22 protein-coding genes are annotated in these 24,556 nt (G+C 60.3%); 12 read left to right on the top strand and 10 right to left on the bottom strand.

Translation table 11 applies throughout. The annotated features are described in order from the left end of the window. Nucleotides 1-6: 6 nt before the first annotated feature. Nucleotides 7-2,388, bottom strand: a complete 2,382-nt coding sequence (locus tag BFL40_RS30420; protein WP_071487418.1) for a TonB-dependent receptor — start codon at nt 2,386-2,388, stop codon at nt 7-9. A gap of 197 nt (nt 2,389-2,585) precedes the next feature. Here BFL40_RS30420 and BFL40_RS30415 point away from each other — a divergent pair, with 197 nt between their 5' ends. Both BFL40_RS30415 and BFL40_RS30410 read left to right on the top strand, forming a co-directional pair. Beyond that, complete coding sequence (locus tag BFL40_RS30415; protein WP_071487601.1) at nt 2,586-3,296, top strand: response regulator; 711 nt, start codon at nt 2,586-2,588, stop codon at nt 3,294-3,296. Further along, the gene (locus BFL40_RS30410; RefSeq protein ID WP_071487417.1) at nt 3,293-4,678 is read left to right on the top strand and encodes an ATP-binding protein; all 1,386 of its coding nucleotides are present in this window, start codon (nt 3,293-3,295) and stop codon (nt 4,676-4,678) included. The genes BFL40_RS30415 and BFL40_RS30410 overlap by 4 nt, the downstream gene beginning before the upstream one ends. 64 nt (nt 4,679-4,742) lie before the next feature. Here BFL40_RS30410 and BFL40_RS33470 read toward each other — a convergent pair whose 3' ends face one another. From BFL40_RS33470 to BFL40_RS30395, 4 genes are read right to left on the bottom strand one after another with little or no spacing between them, the layout of a single operon-like run. Beyond that, the gene (locus BFL40_RS33470) at nt 4,743-4,943 is read right to left on the bottom strand and encodes an SEC-C metal-binding domain-containing protein (protein WP_003189235.1); all 201 of its coding nucleotides are present in this window, start codon (nt 4,941-4,943) and stop codon (nt 4,743-4,745) included. Beyond that, nucleotides 4,940-5,422, bottom strand: a complete 483-nt coding sequence (locus BFL40_RS30405) for an LEA/WHy family protein (RefSeq protein ID WP_071487416.1) — start codon at nt 5,420-5,422, stop codon at nt 4,940-4,942. Before BFL40_RS30405 ends, BFL40_RS33470 begins: the two co-directional genes overlap by 4 nt. 24 nt (nt 5,423-5,446) lie before the next feature. Next, nucleotides 5,447-5,917, bottom strand: coding sequence for a YchJ family protein (locus BFL40_RS30400; RefSeq protein WP_071487415.1), 471 nt, complete (start codon nt 5,915-5,917; stop codon nt 5,447-5,449). A 4-nt stretch (nt 5,918-5,921) separates the two neighbouring features. After that, on the bottom strand, nt 5,922-6,419 hold the full coding sequence (locus tag BFL40_RS30395) for a DUF6231 family protein (RefSeq protein ID WP_071487414.1): 498 nt from the start codon (nt 6,417-6,419) through the stop codon (nt 5,922-5,924). A 190-nt stretch (nt 6,420-6,609) separates the two neighbouring features. Here BFL40_RS30395 and BFL40_RS30390 point away from each other — a divergent pair, with 190 nt between their 5' ends. From BFL40_RS30390 to BFL40_RS30380, 3 genes are all read left to right on the top strand, one after another. Beyond that, a complete protein-coding gene (locus BFL40_RS30390; RefSeq protein WP_071487413.1) occupies nt 6,610-7,305 on the top strand; it encodes a PA1041 family peptidoglycan-binding anchor lipoprotein in 696 nt (231 codons plus the stop codon). Between the two features lie 161 nt (nt 7,306-7,466). Next, nucleotides 7,467-7,760: a DUF1145 domain-containing protein gene (locus BFL40_RS30385; RefSeq protein WP_071487412.1), complete on the top strand. Its 294-nt coding sequence runs from the start codon at nt 7,467-7,469 to the stop codon at nt 7,758-7,760. After that, on the top strand, nt 7,753-8,511 hold the full coding sequence (locus BFL40_RS30380; protein WP_071487411.1) for a collagen-like triple helix repeat-containing protein: 759 nt from the start codon (nt 7,753-7,755) through the stop codon (nt 8,509-8,511). Before BFL40_RS30385 ends, BFL40_RS30380 begins: the two co-directional genes overlap by 8 nt. Before the next feature lie 61 nt (nt 8,512-8,572). Here BFL40_RS30380 and BFL40_RS30375 read toward each other — a convergent pair whose 3' ends face one another. Further along, nucleotides 8,573-9,037: a CopD family protein gene (locus BFL40_RS30375; RefSeq protein WP_071487410.1), complete on the bottom strand. Its 465-nt coding sequence runs from the start codon at nt 9,035-9,037 to the stop codon at nt 8,573-8,575. 99 nt (nt 9,038-9,136) lie between these two features. Here BFL40_RS30375 and dinG point away from each other — a divergent pair, with 99 nt between their 5' ends. The 6 genes from dinG to BFL40_RS30345 all read left to right on the top strand — a co-directional run bounded on the left by dinG (nt 9,137) and on the right by BFL40_RS30345 (nt 17,635). Then, nucleotides 9,137-11,281, top strand: coding sequence for an ATP-dependent DNA helicase DinG (dinG, locus tag BFL40_RS30370; protein WP_071487409.1), 2,145 nt, complete (start codon nt 9,137-9,139; stop codon nt 11,279-11,281). A 98-nt stretch (nt 11,282-11,379) separates the two neighbouring features. Then, nucleotides 11,380-13,689, top strand: a complete 2,310-nt coding sequence (locus tag BFL40_RS30365; RefSeq protein WP_071487408.1) for a beta-galactosidase — start codon at nt 11,380-11,382, stop codon at nt 13,687-13,689. 83 nt (nt 13,690-13,772) lie between these two features. Continuing rightward, nucleotides 13,773-14,918, top strand: a complete 1,146-nt coding sequence (locus tag BFL40_RS30360) for a serine hydrolase domain-containing protein (RefSeq protein ID WP_071487407.1) — start codon at nt 13,773-13,775, stop codon at nt 14,916-14,918. 142 nt (nt 14,919-15,060) lie between these two features. Next, a complete protein-coding gene (locus BFL40_RS30355) occupies nt 15,061-16,230 on the top strand; it encodes an OmpA family protein (RefSeq protein WP_071487406.1) in 1,170 nt (389 codons plus the stop codon). 27 nt (nt 16,231-16,257) lie between these two features. Beyond that, entirely contained in the window at nt 16,258-16,905 is a 648-nt protein-coding gene (gene pdxH, locus BFL40_RS30350; RefSeq protein ID WP_071487405.1) for a pyridoxamine 5'-phosphate oxidase, read from the top strand. Nucleotides 16,906-17,170: 265 nt separating this feature from the next. Beyond that, the gene (locus tag BFL40_RS30345) at nt 17,171-17,635 is read left to right on the top strand and encodes an outer membrane lipoprotein (protein ID WP_071487404.1); all 465 of its coding nucleotides are present in this window, start codon (nt 17,171-17,173) and stop codon (nt 17,633-17,635) included. A 72-nt stretch (nt 17,636-17,707) separates the two neighbouring features. Here BFL40_RS30345 and BFL40_RS30340 read toward each other — a convergent pair whose 3' ends face one another. Both BFL40_RS30340 and nhaA read right to left on the bottom strand, forming a co-directional pair. After that, nucleotides 17,708-19,330: a methyl-accepting chemotaxis protein gene (locus tag BFL40_RS30340; RefSeq protein WP_071487403.1), complete on the bottom strand. Its 1,623-nt coding sequence runs from the start codon at nt 19,328-19,330 to the stop codon at nt 17,708-17,710. 204 nt (nt 19,331-19,534) lie between these two features. Next, entirely contained in the window at nt 19,535-20,710 is a 1,176-nt protein-coding gene (nhaA, locus tag BFL40_RS30335) for a Na+/H+ antiporter NhaA (protein WP_071487402.1), read from the bottom strand. A gap of 216 nt (nt 20,711-20,926) precedes the next feature. Here nhaA and BFL40_RS30330 point away from each other — a divergent pair, with 216 nt between their 5' ends. Further along, on the top strand, nt 20,927-22,021 hold the full coding sequence (locus tag BFL40_RS30330) for a PLP-dependent cysteine synthase family protein (RefSeq protein WP_071487401.1): 1,095 nt from the start codon (nt 20,927-20,929) through the stop codon (nt 22,019-22,021). Nucleotides 22,022-22,095: 74 nt separating this feature from the next. On the opposite strand, the gene BFL40_RS30325 is transcribed toward BFL40_RS30330, so the two are convergent. Together BFL40_RS30325 and BFL40_RS30320 are read right to left on the bottom strand one after the other, a co-directional pair. Beyond that, nucleotides 22,096-23,709, bottom strand: a complete 1,614-nt coding sequence (locus BFL40_RS30325) for an NAD(P)/FAD-dependent oxidoreductase (protein ID WP_071487400.1) — start codon at nt 23,707-23,709, stop codon at nt 22,096-22,098. 106 nt (nt 23,710-23,815) lie between these two features. Next, the gene (locus BFL40_RS30320; RefSeq protein ID WP_071487600.1) at nt 23,816-24,487 is read right to left on the bottom strand and encodes a COG3650 family protein; all 672 of its coding nucleotides are present in this window, start codon (nt 24,485-24,487) and stop codon (nt 23,816-23,818) included. Between the last annotated feature and the right edge of the window lie 69 nt (nt 24,488-24,556).

Raw genomic sequence — 24,556 nt, 5'->3', positions numbered from 1 at the left:
GGGGATTCAGAATTCGTAATCGACACTGGCCGTCAGGGTGCGCCCGGCGCCAGGGATGCCGTAAAGCTGGAAGCCGTCGAGGGACGCGCCGACCTGGCTGTAATAGAACGTGTTGAACACATTGTTGAGGTTGAGGTTGACCGTGGTGTCCTTGTTCACCTTGTATTGCGCCGCGACGTTGCTCAGCCAGTAACCTGGGGCCTTTTCGTTGTCGCGCACGTAAATCGCGTTCACCCCGGACGGGCCGTTGGCGTAGCTGCTGTTGTTGTTCAAGCCACCGACGTATTTGTTGTCGCTGTAGCGGCGGCGGCCGACGTATTGCTCGCCGTAGCTCAGGCTCAGGGCGTCGGTAACGGCGTAAGTGGTCCACAGGTTGGCGGTCAGGTCGGGGACGTTCTTGGCTTCGGCGCCTTTATTGATGCCCTTGGTCTGGGTGCTTTTGAGTGCCGAGAAACCGGCGTAGGCGGTCCAGCGCGGAGTGATGTTGCCTTGCAGGCCGAGTTCGATGCCGTCCACACGCTTGGCGGGCAGGGCGCGCACCGGTGCCGATTCGCCGTCCTGGTATTCCCAGGCGTTGTCCAGTTCGGTGCGGAAGATCGCCGCCGTGACGTTGAGCATGTCGTGGGCAATGTCCCACTTGGTGCCTATTTCATAGGTTTTCGATTTGGCCGGGCTGTAGTTGCTGGTGCTCGCTGCGCCGTAGATTTGGTTGTTGGTGGACGCGCCGAGGGCTGACGGTTGCGCCGCTTCGCTGTAGGACACGTAGATACTGCCGTTCGGCAACGGCTTGAACACCGCGCCGACCCGACCGCTGACCGCGCCGTCGGTGCTGCTGATGGTGGATTGGCCACGCTGGCTGGTCTGGGCACGCCAGTGGTCGTAACGCAGCGAGCCCAGGACTTGCCATTGTTCGTTGAGGGTGACGGTGTCGCCCGCATAGACGCCTGCGTTGTCGATCACCGAGCGCGGGTCGCCTTCGCCTTTGGTGACGTAGGTGCTGGCGAAGCTGTGGCTTGGGTCGCTCATGTCGAAGAACATGTCACCGGCCGGCACTTCGGCATTGCGTTTCAGGCCGCCGTAGGTCTCGTGGTAGAACTCAAGGCCCGAGACGACGGCATGTTGCAGGCTGCCGGTGTTGAACTGAAAACTGAAGTCGGTTTGGTTATCCAGAATGGTGTAGCGCTTGGACAAGCCGAAGTCGCTGCCACGCAAGATGCCGTAACCGGTGTTGCTGTTGTTCACGTAATCGGCGTAGGCATTTACCGTGCTGCCCGGCACTTTGCTGATCGGGCCTGCACCGGTGTAGCCAAGGGTCGCACAGCGGGTGCCGGTGCAGGTTTTCTGGCCATTGGCGTTGGCGGCGAAGAAGCGCGCGGGGGAGAGCACGGCAAAGTTGTCGCTGCGTTCCCAGCGGGTCTGGTTGCGCAGAGTGGCTTGGTTCCAATCGAAGTCATGTTCGACGCGCGCAGTCAGCGAGGTGGTTTCGTTCTGTTGGGTGTAGAGGCTGGAGTCGCCGTACCAGTTCGAACGCTTTACGCCGGGCATGCGGTCGCCGTGGGTGCCGCGCTGAATCGGCACGCCGCCGTCCGGGGTGTTGGTGTCTTTCTGGTAGAAGGTGTCGACGAAAAACCGTGTGTCGGTGCCCAGGCCGAACCCGAAAGAGGTGGCAATGCCCCAGCGGTCGTAGTCCACGTCGTCGCGGTCGGCCACCTGGTTGTAGTGCTTCATCAGGTTGATGCGTACGGCGGTGGTGTCGTTGATTTGTTTGTTCAGGTCGGCGGTGAGGCGGCGGTAGCTGTCGGTGCCGATCCCGGCGGAGACTTTGTTGGCATCACCCAGGTGTGCTTCCTTGCTGACCAGGTTGACGCTGCCGCCCACGGCGGAAACCCCTGACTCGATGGAGCCGGTGCCCTTGAACACTTCGGCCTGTTGCAGGTTGAAGGTGTCGGTGCGGGTGGACATGCCGGCATCGCGCACGCCGTCGACGGTCAGGCTTTGTTCGGAAGAAAACCCGCGGATCGAAAACAGATCGCCCCAGCCCAAATTGCCTTCACCGGACATAAACGTGATGCCCGGCACGTTGCGCAACACTTCCTGCAGGGTTTGCGCGTTTTGCTCCTTGAGCACCTGTTGCGGCACGATGGTCACACTTTGCGGCGCATCCAGCAGCGGCTGGCTGATTTTGGCGGAGGTCACCCGGTCGACCTTGAAGGTTGAAGTAGCTTCGCCGTCGACCTTGATTTCCGGCAGGCTCAGCACCGAATCATTGGACGTGGCCGCAGGCGTATCGGCCCAGGCATTCGGCGCAACGCTGCCGGCGGCCAGCAAACCGAACATCGGCGCCAGGGTACTGTTCAGCGTGTGGCGGTGAGGTGTGGGCAATGACATGGGCAGTGATCCGAGTCTAAATTACAATTACTCTCATTTAGGTTCGGTAGTCTAAAGAGCGATTTCCCAGGCCATACCTCGGCTTTGTATCGCTGATGCGTGATTATCGTTTCCTACAACATTCCATTACATTTGCGCGCACTGCTGGCTGAACTTTCGGCTATCTCCTGCGTTTTGAGTTTTAGGTTCGAATGCCCATGGCCAAGCAAGACCACCTGCTGATCGTCGATGACGACCCGCAAATTCGCCAACTGCTCTGTGACTACCTTAGCGACGCCGGCTTTCAGGTATCCACCGCCGCCGATGGCAAGGAAATGCGTCGCCGCCTGGCGCTGAATGTCATCGATTTGATCGTCCTCGACCTGATGCTGCCCGGCGAAGACGGCCTGAGCCTTTGCCGCGAACTGCGCGTGAGTTCCAACACGCCGGTGGTGATGCTCACTGCCAAAGGCTCGTTGATCGACCGCATCGTCGGCCTGGAAATCGGCGCGGATGATTACCTGCCCAAGCCCTTCGACCCGCGGGAGTTGTTGGTACGGATCAAGGTGGTGTTGCGTCGGGTACAGAGCTTCCCCGACCGCGCGAGGTTGGACGAGGCGCCGAGTATTCGCTTCGCCGGTTGGCAACTCGACACGCGGGCGCGGCAATTACTGACCCCGGAAGGCGTTGTGGTCAGCCTGGGCAACTCGGATTACCGCGTGTTGCGCCTGTTGTTGCAGCACCCCAATCGCCCTCTGAGCCGCGATTTTCTGCTCAACCATGTCTTCGACAAGGACAGCACGCCATTCGACCGCTCCATCGATGTGTGCGTCAGTCGCCTGCGTTCGCAATTGCCACCGGGGTTGATCAAGACCGTGCGCAACGAGGGCTACATGCTCACCGCCGATGACGTGGTGCTGGGGTCGTGAGACTGCTGCCGCGTTCGTTGTTCGGGCGGCTGGTGCTGATTTTGGTCAGCGGCATGCTTGCGGCCCAGGCCCTGACTAGCAGCATCTGGTACGACCGGCGCCATGGCCAGGTGCTGGAAATCCCCGCGCGGTTGATCGCCACACGGCTGGCGGACGTGGTGCGTCTGGTGCACAGCGACCCGCAGCAGGCTGACCAGTTGATCAAACTGCTCAATACGCCGCACTTTCAGCTGACCTTGAGCGACCAGGCCAGCAGCACGCCCAGCACCCTCACCGACAGCGACCGGCCCACCGAAGGACTGATCAAGAAGGTGTTGTCGGAGAAAACCGGCTACGCGCAAACCTTGATCCTGCTGCGCCTGTCGCTGGTGGATGGCGAAGGGCAAACCGCCGGGCTGTCGACCTTGCTCGGTTCCAAGCCGGTGGTGGGGCAGTTCCTGATCGACCTGCGCTTGCCCGATGGGCGTTGGTTGCAGGTGGATGCGAGTGAAGAGCAGGGCTGGACCAGCACCTCGCCGCTGGATTTGCTGTTCGACTACGTGATGCGCATTTATTTACTACGGGTGTTGGTGCTGGTGGTGATCGCCCTGGTGGCGGTACGCCTGGCAATTCGCCCGCTGAATGCCCTGGCCAAGGCCGCCGAAGCCCTGGGGCGCGACATCCAGCGCCCGCCGTTATCGGAAGATGGTCCCACGGAAGTGCGCCGCGCCGCCCAGGCGTTCAACGCGATGCAGCAACGGCTGATCGCCAACATTGCCGAGCGCACACGCTTTCTCGCAGCCATTTCCCACGACCTGCGCTCTCCAATCACACGGCTGCGCCTGCGTACCGAGATGCTTGAAGACAACCGCACCAAAGAGCGGTTTCGCAGTGATCTTGAAGAAATGGAACACATGGTGTCCAGCACCCTGGATTTTGTGAGCAGTGGCGAAATCAACGAGACGCGGCAGAACATTGACATCAATGCCTTGCTGCAAAGCTTGCAGGCGGATCTGGAGGATGTGGGTCAAACCGTGACCATCGTTGGCCGGGCCAGGCAGCCGTTGCCGGGGTACGCCCGCAGCCTCAAGCGCTGTGTGCAGAACCTGCTGGAAAACGCGGTGCGTTATGGCTGTGAGGTGGTAGTGCGGGTCGAGGATCAGGCGGATTTTTTGAAAATCGTCATCAGCGACCGTGGCCCGGGGATTCCCCAGGAACAACTGGAGCAGGTGATGGAGCCGTTCTACCGGGTAGAAGGTTCACGCAATACGCAGACGGGCGGGTATGGGTTGGGGTTGAGCATTGCGCATACCATCGCCAGGGCGCATGAAGGGCGGTTGAGTTTGAGTAATCGGGAGGGCGGGGGCCTGGAAGTGGAGTTGTTATTTCAACGCAAGCTCTGATTTGAAATGCGATCCAATGTGGGAGCGGGCTTGCTCGCTCCCACATTTAGATATTCAGCGTGGCTTACGCCCCGTGGCACTTCTTGAATTTCTTCTCACTGCCGCACGGGCATGGATCGTTGCGACCAACGTCCTTCAGGGCATTGCGCACTGGCTCCTGGTGAGCGTGGCCGCAGTTCGGGCCGTGGACATGGCCGTGGTCGTGATCATGGTGATCGTGATCGTGGTTGCAGTCAGGACCATGGACATGGGGTTGCTGAGTCATCGATGTCGCTCCGGAATAAAATCGCCGGGGATTATCTCGCCATTGTGGTTCACCTGCACGTCATTACCGATGAATAATCCGGTTTTCAACTCGCCTTCAAGGCGGTACGGCACGGGCTTGTCGGGTTTTTTCAGCATCTGCACCACATCGCGTATCTGCGGCCAGAGGTTGGTGCGCACCGTTACCCTGAAAAAAGCATGGCTGCGCGGTGGTACGGTGAGCCATTCGTTGGACTCGCCCTCAGTCAGTACAAAATTGCCCAGGGTGACTTTGTAGATCAGGCCGCGCACGGTCAGGTCGGCGGCGTCGCGGTTGTCCACGCGAAAGTACAGTTTGAATTTTTGCTCCAGCAACTTGGCCCGTACTACTTCGACTTTCACCAGGGAGACGTGGGGCGGGGGAGAATCGTCCTCGAACCAGGAGGCGCAACCGGTCAGCCCCAGAGTCAACGCCAGCATCAAGCTGTAAATCCGAAGCATGGCGTTATCCCTGTCAGGTGATTACTAGAGGTAGCTGGAGCAGCACTTCTTGAACTTCTGCCCGCTGCCGCACAAACATACATCATTGCGCCCGGCCTTCACCTCCACGGTCGGGTCGATGAAGTACCAGCGTCCCTCGTTTTGTACGAAAGAAGACTGCTCACGGTGGCTGTGTTCTCCGGTGCTGTCGTGCCAGCGCGCGGTAAACGTCACGAACGCATGTTCCGGTTGGCCGCCGAACACCTCAGAGCTTTCCACCTCAAGGCCGAGCCAAGTGCTCTGGGCGCTCCAGGCGCCGATGGCGTCGCGGTCCAGGCCCGCTTGCTGCGCCGGCAACGTGGTAGCCACCAGATAGTCCACCAGGCCCAACACGTAGGCGCTGTAGCGCGAACGCATCAGCGCGCTGGCACAGGGCGCGGGGTGACCGGCGTGATAATGACCGCAGCAGGCATCCAGCAGGTTGCCACTGCCGCAGGGGCAAATGGATGTACTCATTGGGTTACCACCAATACTTTCCGAAGTTTTCCGGGTTGGCCCAGAAGCGGGCGTTGAGCCAGTCCGGCACCTGTTTATAGTCAAGCAGATCATAGGTAAACAGCGTCAGAACCTGCTCATCGCGCTGGAAGCGCTCGCCGGCTTGCAGGGCCAGGGAGAAGAAATCGGTGTCCTTCCAGCCGCACGCGCTCAGGTCCACCAATACCGCAATGCGGCTGGCGTTGAGGTTGCGGATGCCGCCGAGCAGGGTCAGGCCTTGCGGTTTTGACAGGTGCTCCAGGCAATCGACCACCAGCGCCAGATCAAAGCGCTGTGCCGCCAACTCCGCCGACAACGGCCCGGGCGGGGCAATGGCGACCTGGGTGTCAGGGTGTTCGGCTTGAAAGGCTTCCAGCGCCGGAAACTGACTGGCACCCAACAGCAGCAGGCGTTTTGGCTGGTGCAGATCAAGCAAGGCGGCCAGGGCTTGCTGCGGTGTACGGGAAGAAATACCGGCGGTCATCAGAGATCCTCACATCAAGACCGTAGAGACTAGCGCGGCTGAGCGTGCGGGCCTAGAGCGGGCAACTGCGAAATGTCCGACTCGTACGGCCATCCTCAATGAATACGGGGGTGTGGCGTAGTGGCGCAGATGAAAGGAGCCGTCTTTACTCCACCCATCGGCCCCCGCCGATACCCTCAGGAGAAATCAGATGAGCATTATGCGGACAGCTCTACCCTTGGTTCTGCTAACCGGAGTATTGACAGGTTGCGCAGGCTTGCAAAAAACCGATTGGCCCACCTGTGCTGCGGTTGGCGGTGTGACCGGTGCGGCAATTGGCGCGACCAAAAGCTCGGCCTACGCGGGCTATGGCGCGCTATTGGTTGGCGGTATGGCGGGTGCCTATTGCTGGGTGCACGGCGATGGCGACGAAGACGGCGACGGCGTGCCGGACAGCCGCGACAAGTGCCCGGGCACACCTAAAGGCGTGCAGGTCGATGCTAATGGTTGCCCACCTGCACCACCAGCGGTTGTTGTTGAAGAGGTCGTTGTGGTCAAGGAAGAAACCATCGTGATTCGTGATGTGCACTTCCAGTTCGATTCGGCCAAGCTCACGGCGGCGGACAAAACCAAACTCGACACCATCGCCACTCGCCTGAAAAAAGAAGCCCCGAATGCGCAACTGCGAGTCAGTGGGCATACCGACAGCGTCGGTAAAGAAGCCTACAACCAGAAGCTCTCGGAAAAACGCGCCCACTCGGTCACTGACTACTTGATCAGTTCCGGTGTGCCCCGCAGCAATTTTGTGTCGGTGACTGGCGCGGGTCAAAGCCATCCGGTAGCAGACAATAAAACCGCTGAAGGGCGTGCGTTGAACCGCCGCGTGGAGATACAGATCAACCGCTGACAGCCCTTGCCCCTGTGGGAACCACAGGGGCATTGCTGGCGATCCTCGCCGAAACCGCAGGCAAACCATCCCTTCATCAAGTTTTTTCATCCTTCACTGGCAAATCGCCTGTAGAAGTCGTTACTGTGCGCCCAAAGAATAATAGGTAAGGGGCATGCGGGATGAAGGTGTTTTGGGGGCTGGGGAAGTTGCTGACGTTGTTGTTCTGGGGCGTGGTGGTGCTCAATCTGTTCCGGCCGCTCACCAATCCATTCCACCTGTTGGTGAGTCTGGCTGGCAGCCTGTTGTTCCTTACCCACTTGTTGGTGTTGCTGTTGTTCAACAGTAGCGTGAAGCACCGTGTCCATCCTTGGCGTGACCGCTTGCAGATCCTGCTGGTGGGAATGTTCCATGTGCAGGGCCTTTCGGCGCCTGCTGCTATTGATGAAGCAAACAAGGAGGCCAATCATGCGTAAGGTTTTTCTGTTGGCCCTGTTGGTCAGCCCCGTTGCTCTGGCCCAGAGCGTCAGCGTTGAAAGCAACTCATTGATGCGTCTGCCCAGCAGCACCAGCGTTTTGCAATTGGAGCGCCTGGATGTAGCGGACTACGGCACCCTGTTGATTCCGGCGACCATTAGCCAAGTTACGGTGGACCAGTTGCACCTGGGGCGTGAGGCGCGTATCGCCATCGCCCCCGGCAGTACCGGGCTGCAATTGCAGGTGCGCACTGCGCAATTGGAGCATGGCAGCCAGATCACTTCACGCGGCGCCCCTGGCACCCATGAACGGCCGGCTAAGGCCGGGCGTGACCTCACGTTGCGCATTAATGCGCTGACGGCCGAAGAGTTGTCGGTGGATGCCCGTGGTGGCGCCGGTGCCCAAGGTTATGCCGGGTTGGATGGTGCCAACGGTGTGGACCCAGGTTGCACCTGGGGTTCGGCCGGACGCGGCGCCAATGGCGATAACGGCGGCGATGGCCTGCCAGGCGCGGCGGGTGCGCAGGTGCGCGTCGAGCTGCCGCAGAGTTTCCCGGCGCAGCAGATCAAGGTCTGGGTGGATGGCGGGGCAGGTGGTTTGGCCGGCACGGCAGGCAAACCGGGCAAAGGTGGGCAATCCAAAGGCTGCCTGGTGTACCGCGCCGATGGTGGTGAGAAAGGCCGGGCTGGGTTGGAAGGGCAGCCGGGACCGGCTGGGCCAGCAGGCGCCGTGACCGTCCAACGGCTGTAACCCCCCTCTTGTGGCGAGCGGGCTTGCCACAACAGTCGGTTCGCCATAAAAATCGACAGTCTTAGAACATCGGCCGAGCCGAAGCAATTGCCACCACCACCAGCCCTACAATCAAGTTAATTCCTACCAGCTTACGAATCTGCCCCAACGCAGCCGCCCCGGCCGGCCAATCCTCAGCCGCCACCGCTGCGCGCAAATCCGGGAACTTCAACGCCTGGATGCGGATAAACAGCGCTGTCATCACCACATACAACCCCATCATCACCTGCACATAACGCGGCGCAGTTTCAAAACCGTTGAAGCGCAGTTGCAGCAGGCCGACGCCACTGATCGGCAAAATCAGCACCGCCACCCAGACCCACACGAAAAAACGTTGAAACACATTCGCCCACAATTTGAGCCGGGCAGGGCCTTCAAGTGCCGCCATAGCGGCGGGGCGCAGGATCATCCAGGCGAAAAACATGCCGCCGACCCAGATCAGGGCGGCCAGTACATGCAGGGTATAAGCAATGCTAAACACGGTCATTGAGGTACTCCGTTCTGCGCGGGATTCATTAGCGGGGTATGATAGCCGCCGATCCGAACCACTGAAAATTTATCCAGCGTTTTTTGCGCGCGACTATCCATGATTAGCACTGAACTCAAAACCACGATCCAGGGCGCCTATTCGCGTTTTCTCGAAGCCAAGAGCTTGAAACCGCGCTACGGCCAACGCCTGATGATCGCCGAAGTGGCCAAGGTCCTCGGGGATATCGACACCGACGACGAGGGTCGGCGCAGTGGCGAGCCCGCGATTGTGGCCGTCGAAGCCGGCACCGGTACCGGTAAGACCGTGGCCTACAGCCTGGCCGCGATCCCGACCGCCAAGGCCGCCGGCAAGCGCTTGGTGATCGCTACCGCCACCGTCGCGCTGCAAGAGCAGATTGTCTACAAAGACTTGCCCGACCTGATGCGCAACAGTGGGCTGCACTTCACCTTCGCCCTGGCCAAGGGCCGTGGCCGCTACATGTGTCTGTCCAAGCTCGATGTGTTGCTGCAGGAAGGTCACGCGCAAACGGCTACTGCTTCGCTGTTCGAAGAAGAAGGCTTCAAGATCGAAGTCGATGAAGTCAGTCAGAAGCTATTTACCAGCATGATCGAGAAACTGGCCGGGAATAAATGGGACGGTGACCGCGACAGCTGGCCCACCGCCCTGGAAGATTCCGATTGGGCGCGCCTGACCACCGATCATAGCCAGTGCACCAACCGCCATTGCCCTAACTTCGGCCAGTGCGCCTTCTACAAGGCCCGCGAAGGCATGGGCAAGGTCGACGTCATCGTCACCAACCATGACATGGTCCTGGCCGACCTGGCTCTGGGCGGCGGCGCCGTACTGCCGGACCCGCGCGACACCCTCTACGTATTCGACGAAGGCCATCACCTGCCGGATAAAGCCATCGGCCACTTCGCCCATTACACCCGCTTGCGCTCCACCGCCGATTGGCTGGAAACCACCGCCAAGAACCTCACCAAGTTGCTGGCCCAGCACCCGCTGCCCGGCGACCTGGGCAAGCTGATCGAACAGGTTCCGGAGCTGGCGCGGGAGATCAAGACCCAGCAGCAGTTCATGTTCAGCGCCTGCGAGCAGGTGGCCGACTTCAAGCCTGGCGAAGACGTGGAAGGCCGTGAACGGCCACGCCATCGTTTCGTGGGTGGGTTGATCCCCGAACATATGCGTGAAATGGGCATCGAGTTGAAGAAGGGCTTCTCGCGCCTGACCGACTTGTTCACCCGCCTGACCGACCTGCTCAAGGAAGGCATGGATGGCGAGGTCAACATCGGCATCGCCAGCAACCAGGCTGAAGAATGGTACCCACTGTTCGGCAGCCTGTTGTCGCGTTCCCAAGGCAACTGGGAGCTTTGGACTGCCTTCACTGTTGAAGACCCGGAAGACAACCCGCCCATGGCCCGTTGGCTGACCCTGTCGGAAAGTGGCGCGCTGTTTGATATCGAGGTCAATGCCAGCCCGATCCTCGCGGCGGAAATGTTGCGCCGCAACCTGTGGAACGTGGCCTATGGCTGCCTGCTGACCTCGGCCACGCTGACTGCCCTAGGTACTTTCGACCGCTTTCGTATGCGTGCCGGCCTGCCGAAAACAGCCGTCACTGCCGTGGTGCCGAGCCCGTTCCATCACGCCGACGCAGGCGTGCTGCGGGTGCCGGATCTCAAGGCTGACCCACGGGACGCAGCGGCGCACACAGCGGCGATCATCCGTGACCTGCCGGAGTTGGTGGAAGGCTCGCGCGGCACGTTGGTGCTGTTCTCCTCACGCAAACAAATGCAGGACGTGTTCGACGGCCTCGACCGTGACTGGCGCAAACAGGTGTTTATCCAGGGCAACCTGTCCAAACAGGAAACCTTGAACAAGCACAAGGCGCGGGTCGATGGTGGGGACTCCAGCGTGTTGTTCGGCCTGGCCAGTTTCGCAGAGGGTGTGGACTTGCCCGGTGCCTACTGTGAACACGTGGTGATCGCCAAGATCCCGTTCTCGGTGCCGGATGATCCGGTCGAGGCCGCCCTGGCCGAATGGATCGAAGCGCGGGGCGGTAACCCATTCATGGAAATCTCGGTGCCGGACGCTTCCTTGAAGCTGGTCCAGGCCTGCGGTCGCTTGCTGCGTACCGAAGAAGACCGGGGCACCATCACCTTGCTCGACCGCCGTTTGGTCACCCAGCGCTATGGCAAAGCTATCCTGAATGCCTTGCCGCCGTTCAGGCGCGAAATTTCTTAAGCCACCGTGGGCGAATTCGCCCACTTCGTGGTCTATCTCACTGCTATCGATTTATGTCATCAGGCCAGTCATCGGCCGTTTGGGAGAACCTTGTTCGTATGATTCGCACGCTGCCCGCCCTTTTTGCCTTGCTGTTTGCTGCGCCCTTGATGGCCGCACCCGCCGGGCAACAAACGTTGTTCAACTTCGTCCGGCCTGCCGATGTGGTCAAGGTGGCGACCCAGGACGCCAGCCTGCCGCAATACAACGCCGAACAGACCCCTGAAGGCGAGGTGCTGCGCCGCATCACTTTCAACCCGGCCGCAGAACCGAGCCTAGTGCTCAGCCCGCAGACCGGTGCCTGGGACTGGTCGCAGTCCAGCGCCATGAGCCTGCGTATTCAGAGTGCCATGGACTGGGCGTTGACCCTGTACGTCAAGGTGCAGAGTACGGACGGCAAGACCCTGGTCAGCCGCATCGACCTGCCGGCTGGCCCGGCCCAGACCCTGCTCATCCCGCTGCAAGCCAATTCACCGCTGAGCCAGGGGATGAAGGCTGGCCCGCCGATGCCGATCACTGTGGATGGCCAGCGTGTATTGCTGGCTGGCAGCGCCGGGGAAATCGACCGCAGCCAGGTGGCTTCGGTGACCCTGTCGATGATCCAGCCCAACGCTGCCCAAAGCATCCTGCTGGAACGCTTCGGTGTGCAGGACAGCGAGCCGGTGCTGAAGGCGGCCTACAGCGAACTGGTGGATGCCTATGGCCAGTCCACCCGCGCGCGCTGGCCGGAAAAAGTCAGCAACGACGAGCAACTCAAGGCCGCCGCCGCCAAGGAGCAACAACAGCTCAAGGGTTGGCTGGCCGAACGTGATAAATCTTCCCTGGACCAATATGGCGGCTGGAACAAAGGCCCGGCGTTCGACGCCAGTGGCTTTTTCCGCACCGAGAAGCGCGACGGACGCTGGTACCTGGTGACGCCGCAGGGGCATCCATTCTACTCCCTGGGCGTCAACACCGTGGCCCCGGACAACAACCAGACCTATGTGGCCGGCCGCGAGTGGATGTTCGCTGCGTTGCCAAAGGCCGGCGAGCCGTTCGACAAGTACTACGGCAACGGTGATAACCGTGGCGGCAATGGTGCCGATCAGGGCCGGGGCTTCAATGTGGGCCGTTGGTACGATTTCTATGGGGCCAACCTGCAGCGCACCTATGGTTCTGAAGGGGGCACCGACGGTTTCGACCAGAAACGCTGGGTCACCCACACCCTCGACCGCCTGAAGGCTTGGGGCTTCAACACCGTGGGCAACTGGAGCGACGAGGGTTTGACCACTGCCGAGCGCGTGCCGTACACCTTGCCGCTGTCGATCGTCGGCGATTACGCCAGCATCAGCACCGGCACCGACTGGTGGGGTGGCATGCCCGATCCGTTTGATCCACGCTTTGCCATGGCCACCGAACGTGCGGTGGCCATTGCTGCCCGCGATCATCGTGATGACCCGTGGCTGATCGGTTTCTTTGCCGACAATGAGCTGGCCTGGTCCGGTCCTGGCGACGATCCAAAGTCCCGTTACGCCCTGGCCTACGGCACCCTGCGCATGACCACCGACGTACCGGCCAAGCGCGCGTTCCTCAAGCAACTGCGCGACAAGTACCGCAACGAAGAGGGCCTGTCGAAAGCCTGGGGTATCCACTTGGCGGGCTGGGAGCTGATGGAAGACCCAGGGTTCGAGCCGCCGATGCCCAGCCCTGAGCACCCGGAAATCGAAGCCGACTTCAAATACTTCCAGAAGACCTTCGCCGATGCCTATTTCAAGACCATCTCCGATTCGCTGAAATGGCACGCGCCCAACCAACTGCTGCTGGGCGGTCGTTTTGCCGTGAGCACCCCGGAAGCCGTGGCGTCCTGCGCACAGTATTGCGATGTGCTGAGCTTCAACATGTACACCCTTAAGCCTCAGGACGGTTATGACTTCGCGGCCTTGCGCGCTTTGGACAAGCCGGTGTTGATCACTGAGTTCAACTTCGGTTCGGCGGACCGTGGCCCGTTCTGGGGCGGCGTAACGCAGTTGGCCCGCGAAGAAGATCGTGGCGTGGCCTATGGTAACTTCCTCAAGCAGGCCATGGCCGAGCCGTCGATCGTTGGCGTGCACTGGTTCCAGTACCTTGACCAGCCGGTGACCGGTCGTTTGCTGGACGGCGAGAATGGCCACTTCGGTCTTGTCGGCATCACCGATGTGCCGTTCCAGGGCTTTGTCGAGAGCGTGCGTAAAAGCAACCTGGCGGCGGTCGACCAACTGGGCAAGGAAGCGCAAAAGGCCAAGGCGGCCAGCGCGGTTCGTGAAAGTGAAGGTGGCAAGTCCGGGCAAGACGGCAAAGGCGCGGGGCAGGGCGCCGGGCATGCCGGTGGGCACTCTGGAAATGGACATTGATTCATCGTTGACGGGTTCACAAAACCTACAATGGCTGGAACAATGTCGGCCACTTTTTTACGGTGTTTTTCGAGGGCGCTTAGGTGCAGATTCAGGGTCATTACGAGCTCCAGTTCGAAGCGGTACGTGAAGCGTTTGCCGCGTTGTTCGATGACCCGCAGGAACGTGGCGCCGGGCTCTGCATCCAAATCGGCGGCGAAACCGTGGTCGACCTGTGGGCCGGCACCGCCGACAAGGACGGGGCCGAGGCCTGGCACAGCGACACCATCGTCAACCTGTTTTCCTGCACCAAGACCTTTACCGCCGTTGCAGCTCTGCAACTGGTGGCCGAGGGCAAGTTGCAACTGGATGCCCCCGTTGCCAACTACTGGCCGGAATTTGCGGCGGCGGGTAAAGACGCCATCACCCTGCGCCAGTTGCTCTGCCATCAGGCCGGGTTGCCGGCGATCCGCGAGATGCTCCCCACCGAAGCGCTGTATGACTGGCAACTGATGGTCGATACCCTGGCGGCTGAGGCCCCGTGGTGGACGCCGGGCCAAGGCCATGGCTACGAAGCCATCACCTACGGTTGGCTGGTGGGTGAATTGCTGCGTCGTGCCGATGGGCGTGGGCCGGGTGAGTCCATCGTGGCGCGGGTTGCGCGGCCATTGGGCCTGGACTTTCATGTCGGTCTGGCGGATGAAGAGTTTTATCGTGTTGCCCATATAGCGCGCAGCAAAGGCAATATGGGTGATGAAGCCGCACAACGGTTATTGCAAGTAATGATGCGTGAACCGACGGCGATGACTACGCGGGCGTTTGCCAATCCACCGTCTATTCTGACCAGCACTAATAAACCCGAGTGGCGGCGCATGCAGCAGCCAGCGGCAAATGGTCACGGTAATGCACGCAGCCTGGCGGGTTTTTATAGCGGGTTGTTGGACGGTAGTTTGCTGGAAAGCGACATGCTTGAACAATTGACCCGTGAGCACAGTATTGGGCTGGATAAAACCTTATTGACCCAAACGCGTTTCGGCCTGGGCTGCATGTTGGATCAACCACAGTTACCCAATGCGACCTTCGGCCTTGGCCCGCGTGCGTTTGGGCACCCTGGGGCAGGCGGTTCGGTAGGGTTTGCCGACCCGGAACATGATGTTGCGTTCGGGTTTGTGACTAATACCTTGGGGCCATACGTACTTATGGACCCGCGTGCACAGAAGTTGGTCGGAATATTGGCCGGTTGTCTGTAAACCGCTTGCTGTTTCACATTTTTTTGTTACAAAGGCAACTATAAGAAGACGCTGAGCGAAATGTTGTAACTTTAATGTTCTGTAAGCGTCTGTTTAACGGGTCATCCAGACCCCCTGATTTTTCTCATTTTGTGGATATCTCATGTTATCGAACAAGTCCTTGGCTCTGGCGCTATGCCTCACTATTACTGGCTGCGCACAAACCCCACAAAATGATGCCGAAGGTGGGCATTGGTGGTCATTGGGATCTGATAAGGCCGCTACCAAGGACGCAGTGACTCAAACCGGCACCAAGCCGGATGCCAAACCAGCAGTGGGTGCCAAGCCTGCCGCACCGGTTGCAGCCGCAGCCGTTGCTCCAGCCGCCGCAGCTGCGCCTGCCCCGGTAGCCAAGGCCGACGCCGGCTCCAGTTGGTGGCCGTTCTCCTCCAAGAGCGCTGACGAAAAGGCTGCCGATGCCAAGGCTGACTTGAAAGCTGACCTGAAGGCCGCGACCCCGGCATCGACTCCGGACGCCGCGCCAGTTGTTGCCAAGACCGACACCGAGACCCACTGGTGGTGGCCGTTCGAAAGCAAGCCAAAACCATTGGCCAAGGTCGACGTGACCAATATTCCGATGCCTGATCCGAAAATCACTCAGGCCTGGCTGGACGATTATGAGCCGCGCTTGCGCGCCGCCATCAAGGACAGCAACCTGCAACTGGAGCGTCGCGAAAACGTACTGGTTGTGATCGCCCCTGTAGACGGTTCCTACAACCCGAAACGCCCGGCGATGCTGCTGCCGGTGACCCTGGGCCCGTTCACCCGTGTTGCCAAGGCCGTTGAAGGCGATCCGAAGACCGCCGTGCTGGTACTCGGCCACGTCGACACCACGGGTGCCGAGGCTGTGAGCCAAGCCCTGACCAAGGACCGTGCGCAGTCGATCGCTTCGATTTTCAGCCTCAGCGGCTTGAAGCAGGATCGCCTGATGCTGCGCGGCATGGGTGACCTGATGCCACGTGCCGCCAATGACAGCAATCAGGGCCGCGCCCTGAACCGTCGCATGGAAATCTTGTTCACCCAGCGCACCACGATGCTGGCGCTGCTGAGCAAATACAACTCGGGCAACCCGCCGAAGGCTGAAATGGTCGCTGTGCAAACTGCACCAGCACCTGTAGCGACTCCGGCGGCGAAGAAAGCGGCCCCTGCGAAAAAGGCTCCGGCCAAGAAAGCCGCCAAGCCAGCTGCTAAAAAAGCCGCTGCTAAGCCAGCCGCGAAGAAGCCGGCACCGAAGGCTGACGCGCCCGCTGCAAACGACCAGGCGAAAAACTGATCTGTTGAACCAGAAGGATAAAGCCGCATGACCCAGGCACTGGCCGATATGCGCCGTGACTACACACGGGATGGTTTGAGCGAGGCCCAGGCCCCGAGCGAGCCGTTTGTGTTGTTCCACCAGTGGTTTGGTGATGCGGTGAAAACCGAACAGCCACCGGTGGAAGCCAATGCTATGACCCTGGCAACGGTCGACCAGGACGGTCGTCCGCACTGTCGCATCCTGCTGCTCAAGGGCCTGGATGCACAGGGCTTTACCTTCTTTACCAATTATCAGAGTGCCAAGGGTGAGCAACTCGCGGCACGGCCTTTCGCGGCCATGACCTTCTTCTGGCCAACCCTGGAGCGCCAGGTGCGCATCGAAGGGCGAGTGGTCAAGGTCACGCCTGAAGAGTCGGATGCTTATTATCAGGTCCGGCCTTTGGGCAGTCGGCTTGGGGCTTGGGCCTCGCCGCAGAGCAAAGTCATTCGTGACCGCGAAGAACTGCAAGACCTGCTCAAGGCAACTGAGCAGCGTTTCAGCGACACCCAGCCCGATTGCCCTGAGCATTGGGGTGGCTATCGCTTGCTGCCTGAGCGTATCGAGTTCTGGCAAGGCCGCGCCAGCCGCCTGCATGACCGCCTGAACTATCGCCTGCAAGCGGGCGAATGGACGCGCGAGCGCCTGGCGCCCTGAGCCCCACCTTTCGTCACGTCACCTGGATATTGCCCGCCACACCGAAGCCTCTATTCAAGAGACTTCGGGCGTGTGCTGCTGCGCGGCTACAATGCTCAACGTGTCCATGACATCTTTTGGAACAGTGCGAGCGCTACCGTTCGTCGAGTTTTCTGGTGCTGGCAGTCTGTACTAGGGCTGAATGAAAGCAATTTTCTGCCGGGCTTGCCGTGACAGGCGTCGAGCCGCAGCGTCTAATGTTTACCTGTCCCTTGGAGTTGATGCTATGCGTAAGTCCGTTTTACTAGTTGCCTGCTTTACCACCCTGTCGTTGCTGCTGGGTGGCTGCGCCTCGAGTCTGACCGGCGACTCGTACTCCCGTGACGAGGCGCGTCGTGTGCAGACCGTTCGCATGGGCACCATTGAATCCCTGCGTCCGGTGAAAATCGAAGGCACCAAGTCTCCAATCGGCAGCGTTGCCGGTGCAGTGGTTGGCGGTGTTGGCGGCGCCTCTATTGGCGGCGGGCGTGGCAGTATCGTTACTGGCGTTATCGGTGCTGTTGCCGGTGGCCTGTTGGGCTCCGCTGCTGAAGAAGGCCTGACCCGCACCCAGGGCGTCGAAATCACCGTTCGCGAAGACGATGGCAGCATGCGCGCCTACGTCCAGGCTGTTGATGCTAACGAAGTCTTCCGCATCGGCGACCGTGTACGCATCATGACTGTTAACGGCACCAGCCGCGTTACCCGTTAAGCGTCGGTCGTAGAAACACAAAACCCCAACCGGGTGACCGGTTGGGGTTTTTTGGTTTTTTGAGCTGTCCCTTCAAACTTGAAAGTGCTTCACCATCGTATTCAGCTCATGGGCCAGGCTAGCCAGTGATTGCGAGGCAGCAGTCGTTTGGGTCGAGCCTTCAGCAGACTGAATCGACAGCTGCTGAATGTTCAGCAAGTTACGATCGACCGCCCGAGCAACGTCGGCCTGCTCAGCCGCGGCGGTGGTAATCACCAGGTTGCGGTCATTGATCTCATCGTTGGCCGCCAGAATATCCGCCAGTGCTTGTTGTGCCAGCTCGGCCAATCCCAGGGTTTGCTGGGTCATGGTGCTGCTGTCGAGCATGGTGTTGACGGTGCTGGCAGTGTTGGTTTGAATGCTGCCGATCATCTGCTCGATTTCTTGAGTTGATTGGGCCGTGCGATGGGCCAGGGCGCGCACTTCATCGGCGACCACGGCAAAACCACGGCCGGCCTCACCGGCACGGGCGGCTTCGATGGCGGCGTTCAGCGCCAACAGGTTGGTTTGCTCGGCAATAGTGCGGATCACGTCGAGTACCTTGCCGATCCCTTTAGCTTGTTCGGCGAGGCCGCCGACTTGCCCGGAACTGACTTCAACCCCGCGGGTCAGTGCCTGGATCGAATTCAACGCCTCTACCATGCGCTGCTGGCCTTTTAAGGCGATGCTTCGCGACTCTTGGGAAAGGTCCGAAGTCGATGCCGCATTGCGCGCGACCTCTTCAATCGCGGTGGTCATCTCGGTGACGGCGGTGGCGGCCTGCTCGATTTCTCCATGTTGCTGTTGCAAGTCCCGGCTACCCTCGGCGGTCACGGCATTCAGTTCTTCCGCAGCAGCGGCGAGTTGGCTGGATGAACCGGTGATTTGCCGCAGAGTCTGCACCAGGTTGTTACGCATGGTTTCTTGTGCCCGGAGCAGGCGGGTGGCCTCGTCGTTGCCCGTCGGGTTGATAGGCTGGGTGAGATCGCCTTTGGCAATGGTTTCGGCCACTTGCACCGCTTCATTGATCGGCCCGGTAATGCTTCGGGTCAGCAGCCAGGCCACCAGCACAGTGCCAGCACTCACCAACAGGATGACGATTGCGATGCCGTTCACTGCATGTTGGTAAGCGTCTTCGGATGTCCGTCCGGCCTGTTCTGCACCTTTGTTGGCGAGGTCTATCAATTGGTCGAAGTTCTTAGTCATCTGCTCATAACTTTCTCGAATGCTATTGAGAAAGTCGCGGGCACTGGCCTTATCGCCTGAACGCGAGCGTTTGAGCATCTCGGTATGGTTCTTCGCGTAAGCATCCAGGCTTTGGTTGAAGACATCGAGCCGTGACTTTTCCTCTGGGGTGCGTAGCAGTGCTGCATATTGAGAGAGCTGTTCCTTGACGGCTTTCAGGCGGCCTGCGGATTTGTCCTCGTAAGTCTGCATGTCAGCGTCGCTTGACGACAGGATGTGCGCCATCTCTCCCAATCGAAAACGGTCGAGCGAAGCATTGGCCAGGGCCAGCAGCCTGACGCGCTGCATCCAGTTGTTCTGAATGTCTGCCGCCTGGGACTGGACTTCGCCAATCTGCTTCAGTGCGAACAGGCCGAGAAACACACTCAGTGATGCAATAGCGGCGAAGCCGATGAAGGCTCTGGCTGCGATTCTTATATTTCTCAGGAACATGGGTTTGTCGCTCGGGCTGGAAATGCGTTGGGGAGCAAGGTCGGGCGGGTATCCCAGGCCGGGATAATTGGATCACCACAACAAATAGTCGGCGGGAGGGTGAAAGTCTTTAGGTGTGGCTGGCGGATTATTGGTTAAACGTCGGCGGCAAAAAACAAAACCCCAACCGGTCACCCGGTTGGGGTTTGGGGGGCTTCAGGTGGCTCAGGCTTTCTTGCGACTCGCCATTGCCGTTACCGCATAACCAATACACGCCGCCAGGATCGACCCGGTCAGAATCCCCATTCGATCCTCACCCGCGAATTCGCTGACGCCCGGCACAAATGCCAGGGAGCCGACGAACAGGCTCATGGTGAAGCCGATACCGCACAGGATCGCCACGCCGAACACCTGGCCCCAGTTGGCGCCGCTCGGCAGCGCAGAGAGGCCGGTCTTGACGGCAAGCCAGGTGAGACCGAACACGCCGACGGTCTTACCGATCAACAGGCCGGCGGCGATGCCCATGGGCACGTGGTGGGTGAAGCTGTCCAGGCTGACACCGGTCAGAGACACGCCGGCGTTGGCAAAGGCGAACAGTGGCAGGATGCCGTAGGCCACCCACGGATGAAGGGCGTGCTCCAGGGTGAGCAGTGGCGAAGGTTCGGCATTCTTGGTGCGCATCGGGATGCAGAACGCCAGGGTCACGCCAGCCAGTGTGGCGTGCACACCACTTTTGAGCACGCACACCCACAGGATCAGGCCGATGATCAGATACGGCCCGAGCTTGACCACGCCCAGGCGGTTCATCGCAATCAAGGCAATCAAGCAAGCGCCCGCGCCAGCCAGGGAGGCGCCGGACAGGTCGGCGGAATAGAACAACGCAATGACGATGATTGCACCCAAGTCATCGATGATGGCCAGGGTCATCAGGAACAGTTTGAGCGATACCGGCACGCGTTTGCCCAGCAAGGCCAATACGCCCAGTGCAAAGGCAATGTCAGTGGCCATGGGGATCGCCCAGCCAGCGAGGGCGGCAGAGTTGCCCTTGTTCAGTGCCCAGTAGATCAATGCCGGCACGACCATGCCGCCAATGGCCGCTGCGCCGGGCAATACCACTTGCGACGGTTTGGATAGGTGGCCGTCGAGCAGTTCGCGCTTCACCTCCAGGCCGATCAGCAGGAAGAACAGGGCCATCAGGCCGTCGTTGATCCACAGCAGGGCAGGCTTGGCGATTTTCAGCGCGCCAACCTGAGCCACCACCGGTACGTCGAGAAAGGCGTTGTACAGGTGCGACAACGGTGAGTTGTTGATGATCAGCGCCAAGGCGGCAGCGGCGATCAACAACAGACCGCTGGCGGCTTCCAGCTGGAAGAAACGAGTGAAAGTGCTACGCAGAGGCAAGGGATGCTCTCCAATCCAGGTTCAATAGGTGGGTACCCTAACCCGTACCGTTAGTTGTTAAAACAAAAGTTATATTCTTATTTGTTATAAGCGATGAGCAGAGAGGGCGTTACGCCAAAGCCTAGCAATTGTGTGTCTAATTGAGTCGTCACTGTATCTGTGTGCAGTGTAGGAAACCCCCTAAAATCGGGGCTGAAATCTTTAGAGACTCACCTTATGAGCGATCACCGTACCTGGGCCCGCGAAGCCATTCGCATCATTGAAGCGGATTTTCAGCGTAGTGCCGACACGCACCTGATCCCTTTGCCATTGCCGGGGTTACCGGGTATCGAGTTGTACTTCAAGGATGAGTCCAGCCACCCCACCGGCAGCCTGAAACATCGGCTGGCCCGTTCGCTGTTTCTGTATGCGCTATGTAATGGCTGGCTCAAACCGGGTGCGCCGGTGATCGAGGCGTCCAGTGGTTCGACGGCGATCTCGGAAGCGTACTTTGCGCGTTTGCTCGGCCTGCCGTTCATTGCGGTAATGCCGGCCACCACGTCCCAGGAGAAGATCGCCCAGATCGCCTTTTACGGTGGCAAGAGCCACCTGGTACAGAACCCGACGCAGATCTACGCCGAGTCCGAGCGTCTGGCGAAAGAAAGTGGCGGTCACTTCATGGACCAATTCACCTACGCTGAGCGCGCCACCGATTGGCGGGCGAACAACAATATCGCCGAGTCGATCTTCCAGCAGATGCGCTTTGAGCATTACCCCGAGCCAAGCTGGTTGATTTCCAGCCCTGGCACTGGCGGTACCACTGCGACCCTGGGGCGTTACGTGCGCTATCGCCAGCACTGCACACGCGTGTTGTGCGCCGACGCCGAGCGCTCGGTGTTCTTCGACTTCTACCTGAGCGGCGACGCGAGTCTGCGCCTGGACTGCGGCTCACGCATCGAAGGCATTGGCCGGCCACGGGTCGAGGCGTCGTTTTTGCCCAAAGTGATTGATGCGATGGTCAAGGTGCCGGATGCGTTGTCGCTGGCGGCCATGCATTACCTGGCTGAGCGCTTGGGGCGGCGAGTTGGGGGGTCCAGCGGGACTAACTTGATGGGTGCCTTAATGGCGGCGCAGCAGATGAAAGCGGCGGGGGAGTCGGGGTCGATCGTGGCGATCTTGTGTGATGGGGGCGAGCGGTATGCCACTACCTATTACGATCAGGCTTGGCTTAAAGCGCAGGGATACGAATTGAACGGTTTGATTGCGGCCGTTGCGGCCAGTGTCGAGCGGGGCGAGCCGTTGCCGGAAACGATCTTGCGCGCAAATATCTGACACAGCGCTGAAACCAATGTGAGAGCTGGCAAGCCAGCTCTCACATTTGATTGATGTTGGCTGCAGTAGAGCGCTTAGGCCTCAATACCCAACATATCCCGCGCCAATGCCTCGGCAATTCGAATCCCGTCAACGCCCGCCGACAAAATCCCACCGGCATAGCCTGCGCCTTCACCGGCCGGGAACAGGCCTTTCACGTTCAAGCTCTGCATCGATTCGTTACGGGTAATCCGCAGTGGCGACGAGGTGCGCGTCTCGATCCCGGTCAACACTGCATCGTGCAGCGAGTAACCCTTGATCTGCTTCTCGAACGCCGGCAGCGCTTCACGAATCGCTTCGATGGCAAAGTCCGGTAAGGCCAGGGCCAAGTCACCCAGGGCCACACCTGGCTTGTAGGACGGTTCCACACTGCCGATGGCAGTCGACGGCTTACCGGCGATGAAATCACCCACCAGTTGCGCCGGAGCTTCGTAGTTGCTGCCGCCGAGGATGTAGGCGTGGGACTCCAGGCGTTCCTGCAACTCGATACCGGCCAGCGGGCCACCTGGGTAATCCACTTCCGGTGTGATGCCGACCACGATGCCGGAGTTGGCATTGCGCTCGTTGCGTGAGTATTGGCTCATGCCGTTAGTCACCACGCGGTTCGGCTCGGAGGTGGCCGCAACCACCGTGCCGCCCGGGCACATGCAGAAGCTGTAGACCGACCGGCCGTTTTTGGCGTGGTGCACCAGTTTGTAGTCGGCAGCGCCGAGTTTCGGGTGCCCGGCGTATTTGCCCAGGCGCGCGGCGTCGATCAGCGACTGCGGGTGTTCGATACGGAAGCCCACCGAGAACGGCTTGGCTTCCATGTACACACCGCGGCCATGCAGCATGCGGAAGGTGTCGCGGGCACTGTGGCCCAAGGCAAGGATCACGTGCTTGGAGAGGATCTGCTCGCCGCCACCCACCACTACGCCGTTCAACTGGCCGTCTTCGATCAGCACGTCGGTGACCCGCTGTTCGAAGCGCACTTCACCGCCCAAGGCGATGATTTGCTGGCGCATGTTTTCCACTACGCCCGTCAGGCGGAAGGTACCGATGTGTGGCTTGCTGACGTAAAGAATTTCTTCCGGTGCACCGGCCTTGACGAACTCGTGCAGCACTTTGCGACCGTGGAATTTCGGGTCCTTGATCTGGCTGTAGAGCTTGCCGTCGGAAAAGGTCCCGGCGCCGCCTTCACCGAACTGCACGTTGGACTCGGGGTTGAGCACATTTTTGCGCCACAGGCCCCAAGTGTCCTTGGTGCGCTGGCGCACTTCGCGACCGCGCTCAAGGATGATCGGCTTGAAGCCCATCTGCGCGAGTAGCAGCCCGGCGAAAATCCCGCACGGGCCAAAGCCCACCACGATCGGCCGTTCGACCAAGCCTTCCGGTGCTTGGCCCACCACCTTGTAGCTGACATCCGGCGCCGGGTTGATGTTGCGGTCATCGGCGAACTTGAGCAGCAGGGCGGCTTCGCCCTTGACGTTCAGGTCGACAGTGTAGATGAAGCACAGCTCCGACGATTTCTTGCGGGCGTCGTAGCTGCGCTTGAACAAGGTGAAATCGAGCAGGTCATCACTGGCGATGCCCAGGCGCTGCACGATGGCAGGCCGCAGGTCTTCTTCGGGATGGTCGATGGGCAGCTTGAGTTCGGTGATTCGTAACATGACAGGATCCGGTAGGCGGCGGGCAAGGAGGCCGGCTGTTTTGCAAACCGGCGATTATAAGCCCCAATGGCGGTTTTCCGTCATGTTAAAACAGCGCAGGGCTGAATCAGTCGTCGCGGGAGCCGCCAAACGCCGCGCAACCGCGCTGTACCTGGCCGTTGACGCGCAGCTCGGCGGTCATGTGTTGCAGGCTGCCGCTGACCGGGTCGACGCAACGCTGCGGGGCCACCCACAGTTCGATGTGTTGGTTATTGGCTTCGGTCATCAGGTTAAAACGACCGTCACCCAGTTGTTCTTCCACGTAAGGCACCGCGAGTGGTGGCTGGCCTTCGCGTTCCAGCACCATGCCCTTGGCGGTGACGTTCATCGCCCAGGCCGGCTTATGGCCGTTGGCCCGCAGAATCATGCGCTTGAAGTCCGGGTCGTTGCAGGCCGAAGTCGAACGCTCCACGCGATAGAGCTGTTGCAGGTCGACCGAACCTTCGGTGCCGCTGGCGACTCCGGAGAACTTGCCGCGCAAGTCGGCAAACAGCAGGCCTTGCTGGCCGGCCAGGGAGGCGGCTTCCTGCAGGACGCTGGTGCCGCCGGTGTCGTTGACCACGTAGTTGCGTTTATCACCACAGGGTTGGAACAACAGTTTGCTGCCCACCGCCGTCAATTCACCCTGCATACGGGTCAGCCCAGCGGTAGACGGTTTGGCCGGCTCGCTCTCGAGTAACTGGCAAGCGGTGAACAGGGGCAGCAGGGCAAACAGAGCAAGGGTACGGACGGCACGCATCATCGGGTCTCCAAACAAGTGCCGCCACGTTACGCAGGCTGACGCCGCACCACAACCCCGCCGCCCGGC

Source organism: Pseudomonas costantinii, assembly GCF_001870435.1.
Classification (GTDB): Bacteria; Pseudomonadota; Gammaproteobacteria; order Pseudomonadales; family Pseudomonadaceae; genus Aquipseudomonas; species Aquipseudomonas costantinii.
This window is presented reverse-complemented; position numbering and strand designations above follow the sequence as displayed.